Raw genomic sequence first — 229 nt, forward strand, 5'->3', positions numbered from 1 at the left:
TGAAGAGCCAGCAGTTCGGTGAGGGGTTGGAATGCAGCCGCTCACGCGGGGTTGGGCGCTTCACGGTGCTGGTGCTGATCGCCTCACTCGCCGCCTTTGTGCTGTGGCTGCTCGGCACCGCCGCCCAACGCGGCGGCCTCGAACGCTGGCTACACCCTGGCAACGGCAAACGCCGCGTCTACTCCCGGCTGTTCCTCGCACGGCTGCTGGTGGTACTGGACAGTTGCCG

The 229-nt window shown here is 67.2% G+C and carries 1 pseudogene; it reads left to right on the plus strand.

Features of this window, described 5'->3' with window-relative positions:
- Positions 1 to 229, plus strand: a pseudogene (locus BQ17_RS21600) (IS4 family transposase); the annotation flags it as partial.

Origin of the sequence: Candidatus Thiosymbion oneisti, from assembly GCF_900092655.1 — a bacterium.
Lineage (GTDB): Bacteria > Pseudomonadota > Gammaproteobacteria > Chromatiales > Chromatiaceae > Thiosymbion > Thiosymbion oneisti.